The 5,454-nt window shown below is 76.6% G+C and carries 4 protein-coding genes; 3 read left to right on the plus strand and 1 reads right to left on the minus strand.

The genetic code is table 11. The features are described 5' to 3' along the window. The 3 genes from C6N75_RS25700 to C6N75_RS25710 form a co-directional block, all read left to right on the plus strand. The coding region (locus C6N75_RS25700; protein WP_146132677.1) for a helix-turn-helix domain-containing protein at window positions 1-1,617 on the plus strand (1,617 nt) is incomplete at its 5' end. An 86-nt stretch (window positions 1,618-1,703) separates the two neighbouring features. Further along, window positions 1,704-3,149: an ABC transporter permease gene (locus C6N75_RS25705; RefSeq protein WP_105871267.1), complete on the plus strand. Its 1,446-nt coding sequence runs from the start codon at window positions 1,704-1,706 to the stop codon at window positions 3,147-3,149. A gap of 45 nt (window positions 3,150-3,194) precedes the next feature. After that, on the plus strand, window positions 3,195-3,881 hold the full coding sequence (locus C6N75_RS25710; RefSeq protein ID WP_105871268.1) for an ABC transporter ATP-binding protein: 687 nt from the start codon (window positions 3,195-3,197) through the stop codon (window positions 3,879-3,881). Here the strand turns inward: C6N75_RS25710 and C6N75_RS25715 are convergent. Further along, window positions 3,850-5,406 carry a PTS transporter subunit EIIC gene (locus C6N75_RS25715; RefSeq protein WP_105871269.1) on the minus strand — a complete coding sequence of 519 codons (1,557 nt, stop codon included), beginning with the start codon at window positions 5,404-5,406 and terminating at the stop codon, window positions 3,850-3,852. The two genes, C6N75_RS25710 and C6N75_RS25715, sit on opposite strands and share 32 nt — an antisense overlap. Window positions 5,407-5,454 lie beyond the last annotated feature (48 nt).

Below are 5,454 nucleotides of genomic sequence, written 5' to 3' on the forward strand. Positions count from 1 at the left end.
GCGACCCGGATGTACACCCGGGCGGTGGAGGAGGACCCGCGGGCCGGGGGGCGGGTGCGGACGGCCGCCAAGCTCGCGCGCACCGCGCAGTTGGCGCGGGCCGGGGAGCCGGTCGTCGAGGCGGTGCGCCGGGTGCTGGACGAGGACGACCCGCCGCCCCGGCTGCGCGGCGAGATCCGGCTGCACCTGAGCGTGGTGCTGCGCAACCAGAGCGGCGGCGCGCTGGACAGCCTCAACGAGGTCGCCCTGGCCATCCCCGACCTGGAGGTCTCCGACCCGCAGACCGCCGCCCGGGCGATGGTGGTGGCCGCCATCCCCTCCATCAAGGGCTGGCCGATCACCCGCCACCAGGCGTGGCTGGAGCGGGCCGAGGCGTTCGCCGACCGGGTGACCGACCCGGTGGCGCGGGCCGCGATCGCCGCCAACCGGGCCACCGCGCTGATGCTGCTCGGCGACACGAGGGCCTGGGCCGCCGCCGACGCGCTGCGCGGCCCGGCCCGGTCCGCCATGGAGGCCGCGCACTTCGCCCGCGGCTGGACCAACCTGGCGCACGCCGCCGTCGCCCTGGGGTACGCGGACCGGGCCCGCAGCTACCTGGACCGGGCCGCGGCCGGGCTCGCCGACTCCAGCAGCCCGTACGTGGAGGGGCTCGGCGAGACCGCCAGGCTGGTCATCGACTGGCACGCCGGGCGCTGGGAGGGGCTGCACGAGGACGCCGACGCGACGGCCCGGCACTACCGGGAGATACCGGACCTGACGGCGGAGGCCACGCTGGTGCGCGGGCTGACCGCACTGCACGTGCTGGGCGACGTGCCCCGGGCCCGCCGGGACCTCGCCGAGGCGGCGGGTACCACCCGCTACGACACCGGGGTCATCCTCACCGCGTCGGCCGCCGCGCTGGCCCGCGTCCACCTGGAGGCGGACCGCCCCGGGCAGGCCGCCGAGGCGGTGGACGACGTGCTGCGGAAGCTGGAGCGCACCGGCGGCTGGGTGTGGGGCGGCGAGATCGTGCCCACCGCCGTGGAGGCGCTGGGCGCGGCCGGGCAGACCGGGCGGGCGCACCGGCTGGTGGCCGACTTCGCGGCCGGGACCGAGGACCGGGACGCCCCGGCCGCCCGGGCGGCGCTGACCGCGGCCCGGGCGCTGCTGGCCGAGGCGGAGGGCCGGTGCGCGGAGGCCGGTGAGCTGCTGGCGGAGGCGGAGCGGCAGTGGCGGCGGCTGAGCCGGCCGTTCGACGCGGCCCGGGCGGCCGAGGCCCGGGGGCGCTGCCTGCTGGGCGGCGCGCGGGAGGAGGCGGTGGACACCCTGCACCGGGTCGTGGGGCTGTACCAGGCGCTGGGGGCGCGCTGGGACGTGGCCCGCTGCCACCGGCTGCTGCGCCGCCACGACGTGGTCACCACCCACCGGCGCGGCCGGCTCGGCTACGGCGACCGGCTCTCGCCGCGCGAGCAGGAGGTGGCCCGCCTGGTCGCCCAGGGCCGCGCCAACCGCGACATCGCCGAGAGCCTGGTGCTGTCGCCCCGGACGGTTGAGCACCATGTGGCCAGCATCATGCGGAAGTTGAACGTGGCCTCGCGGACGGCGATCACCGGCGTGCGGGCGGGGGCCGGCGAGTAGCGGGGCGGCGCGGGCCGCGGATGCTTCTCATGGGGCTCTCACGGCGGCCTCAACCCCCCATCACGAGCCGTCCGTAGCTTCACGCCATGTTCTTCACCTACCTCCGGCGCGAGCTGCGCCGTCGCAGGAAGGCGGCGCTCGTCGTCGCCTCCGGACTGGCGCTGGGAATCGCGCTCGTCATCGTCGTGGGCGCGGTCTCCGCGGGGATGAGCCAGGCCCAGGGGAAGGTGCTCCAGTCGCTGTACGGGCTGGGCACCGACATGACCGTCACCAAGGCCGCCGAGCCGCCCGGCGAGGGGCAGACGCAGCGGCGCCCGCGGTTCGAGTTCGACGCGAAGGAGAGCGGCGACGACAGCGACCAGAGCTCGGACATGGTCATGGTGCAGGGCTTCCAGTCCCTCGCCGACTCCACCGTGGCGAAGGTCGCCGCGCAGGACGGGGTCGCCGACGCGGTCGGCGGGCTCAGCGCGCGGGTGATGAAGGTGGACGGGCGGTTCACCCGGGGCGAGGTCCAGCCCGGTGAAGCCCCGCCGGGCGGAGGCCGGGACGGAGGGGGCGGCGGCGACCGGGTGCGGGGCGGCGGCGCGGCGTTCGACGTCGACTCGTACACCCTCTTCGGCACCGACGTGGCCCGGCCGGGACTCGGCCCGCTGACCTCCTCGCGGATCACCTCGGGCCGGACGTTCACGACCGGCGAGACCGACGCCGAGGTCGCCGTCCTGGACAGCGCGTACGCCAAGGAGCAGAAGCTGAAGGTCGGCGGCGAGCTGACCGTCTCCGGTACGGAGTACTCGGTCATCGGCATCGCGACCGCGCACAGCGGGGACGCCGCCGCCAACGTGTACGTGCCGCTGAAGCAGGCGCAGACGCTCGCCGACGCGAAGGGGAAGGTGACCACGGTCTACGTCCGGGCCACCGACTCCCAGCAGATCGATGCCGTGAAGGCGGCCGTGCAGGAGAACGTCCCGGACACCACGGTCACCACCTCCGCCGACCTCGCGGACACGGTCTCCGGTTCGCTGTCCACCGCCGCCGACCTGGCCTCCGGGGTGGGCCGCTGGCTGTCGGCGATCGTGCTGGCCGCCGCCTTCGTGGTGGCCGGGCTGCTGACCTCCTCGGCGGTCGGCCGGCGGGTGCGGGAGTTCGGCACGCTGAAGGCGCTGGGCTGGCGCGGCGGGCGGGTGACCCGTCAGGTCGTGGGCGAGGCGCTGGTGAACGGCCTGATCGGCGGCGCGCTCGGCATCGGCCTCGGCCTGGCCGGGGCCTGGGCGGTCACCGCCTTCGGGCCGACGCTCACCGCCGAGTCGGGCGGGCCCGCGGGAACCGGCGGCCCCGGGGGCGGATTCGGCGGCGGCCCGGCCCGCCAGACGGCGGGGCGCGCGGTGGACATCGCGCTGACCGCACCGGTGTCGCCGGGCGTGATCGGCCTGGCGGTGGGCCTCGCGGTGGCCGGCGGACTGGTCGCGGGCGCGTTCGGCGGCTGGCGGGCCTCCCGGCTGCGGCCGGCGGACGCCCTGCGCCGGATCGCCTGACCGGGCCCGCCTCCGCAACCCCCTTCGTACGACAGGAGTCGACAGATGTACCAGCTCAGTGGCGTGACCAAGCGCTATCGGCGAGGCAAGGCCACCGTGCAGGCGCTGGACGGCGTGGACCTGGCCATCGAGGACGGCGGCCGCCTGGTCATCCAGGGCCCGACCGGCGGCGGCAAGTCCACCCTGCTTCAGATGCTCGGCGGGCTCGACCGGCCGAGCGCGGGCAGCGTGCTGCTGGACGGCGTGGACCTGGCCACCCTGCCCGAGTCGCGGTTGACCCGGGTGCGCGCCGAGAAGATCGGCTTCGTCTTCCAGGGCTTCAACCTGGTGCCCACGCTCACCGCCCAGGAGAACGTGGAGACCGCGCTGGTCCCGCTCGGGCTGCGGGCCCGCGACCGGCGCGAGCGGGCCGGGGAGGTGCTGGCCTCGGTTGGCCTCGGCGAGCGGCGCGGCCATCTGCCGGACGAGCTGTCGGGCGGTCAGCAGCAGCGCGTCGCGATCGCCCGCGCGCTGGTGAAGTCGCCCGCGGTGCTGCTCGCCGACGAGCCGACCGGCAACCTCGACGAGTCCACCCGGGACGAGATCATGGACCTGCTGGAGAAGCTGTGGGAGGACAGCGGGCTGACGTTCGTGATGGTCACCCACGACACCGCGCTGGCCCGCCGCGCGCCCCGCCTGGCGACCATCAGGAAGGGGCGCGTCACGATCCGGGAGCAGGCGGCGAGGACGTGACCGACGGGGCCCGGGAGGCCGGGGCGGACCCCGCTGCCGCGCCGGCCTCCCCGGGGTCGCCGGCCGTCCCGGCTGAGGCCGCTGCGCCCGTGGTCGTGAGCCCCTTCAACCCGAAGAGGTACGTGGCGGCGAACCCCGTCGCGTAACCGGTCAGCAGCCCGCCCGCGTACACCGCGACCGTCGTGGCGGTCAGGCCGGATCCGCCGTCCAGCAGCGGGAACAGCGCCCAACCGGAGGGGCCGATCGCGGTCGCGCCGACCGGGTCGCCGAGCATCCCGAACAGTCCCGTGAACGCGCCGCCGAACGCCCCGCCCACGCAGGCGGTGGCGAACGGCCGGCCGAGCGGCAGCGACACCCCGTAGATCAGCGGCTCGCCGACGCCGAGCAGCCCGGCGGGCAGCGCCGAGCGGATGGTGCGGCGCAGGGCGGTGTCGTGGCGCAGCCGTACGTACACCGCGGCGGCCGCGCCGACCTGGCCCGCGCCCGCCATGGCGAGGATCGGCAGCAGCACGGTGAAGCCCTGCTGCTCGATGAGCGTGGCGTGGATGGGGATCAGGGCCTGGTGGAGCCCCAGCATCACCAGCGGCAGGAACAGGCCGCCGAGCACGCCGCCGGCGACCGCGCCGCCGCTTGCCAGCAGCGTGTCGGCGGCGGCGCCGATGGCCGTCGAGACCGCCCCGGCCGCGTACATCAGCCCGTAGAGGGTGGCCAGGCCGGAGACGAGGACGGTGATGGTGGGGGTGAGGAGGACGTCCAGGGCCTCGGGGACGCGGCGGCGGCACTGCTTCTCGACGGCCGCGGCGAGCGCGGCGGCGGCCAGCGCGCCGAGCACCCCGCCCTGGCCGGGGGCGAGCTGCTGGCCGAACACCTCGACCTTCGCCACGCCGGGGAAGACGACGACCGAGGCGACCGCGCCGCCGAGGACCGGCGTCCCGCCGAACTCCTTGGCCGTGTTGACGCCGACGAAGACGGCGATCAGCGCCATGAAGCCGGAGGCGGTGGCGGCCAGCGCGGGGGTCAGGCCGGGCAGCCGGCCGAGGTTGACCAGCAGTCCGGTGAGCCCGGCGACGATCCCGCAGCCGATGAGGGCGGGGATCAGCGGGACGAAGACGGCGGCGATCCGGCGGAGCAGCAGCTTGACGGGGGTGGCGTTGCGGGCCCGCTGCCCGGCCCGGATGGCCTCCCCGCGGGCCGCGAGCCCCTGCGCGGCGGCGCCGTCGCCGAGGGCCGCCGGACCGGTGGCGGCGGGACCGTCGGGGGCGGCTTCGACGAGTGCTTCGAACGCGGGGGTGACCCGGGCGACCGTGCCGGGGCCCAGCACGATCTGGTAGGTGCCGGTGGCCTCGTCCTCCACCACGCCCAGCACGGCCGGCAGCGCGCGGACCTCCGCGTCGCGGACCAGCGCGGGGTCCCGCAGCCCGAGGCGGAGGCGGGTCATGCAGTGGGCGACGGAGGCCACGTTGGCCGCGCCGCCGACGAGGGGGAGCAGCGCGGCCGCGGTGGCCCGGGGGTCGGTCGTCGTCATGGCGCGGATGGTGCCAGGGAGGGGGTACGGGGGCGGGGGCGCGCGCCG

The organism is Streptomyces solincola, from assembly GCF_002982015.1.
Lineage (GTDB): Bacteria > Actinomycetota > Actinomycetes > Streptomycetales > Streptomycetaceae > Streptomyces > Streptomyces solincola.

Bases quoted from the DNA above. Each gene is read 5' to 3' on its own strand.
- C6N75_RS25705 (WP_105871267.1), top strand. From the start codon at position 1,704: ATGTTCTTCACCTACCTCCGGCGCGAGCTGCGCCGTCGCAGGAAGGCG.
- C6N75_RS25710 (WP_105871268.1), top strand. From the start codon at position 3,195: ATGTACCAGCTCAGTGGCGTGACCAAGCGCTATCGGCGAGGCAAGGCC.
- C6N75_RS25715 (WP_105871269.1), bottom strand. From the start codon at position 5,406: ATGACGACGACCGACCCCCGGGCCACCGCGGCCGCGCTGCTCCCCCTC.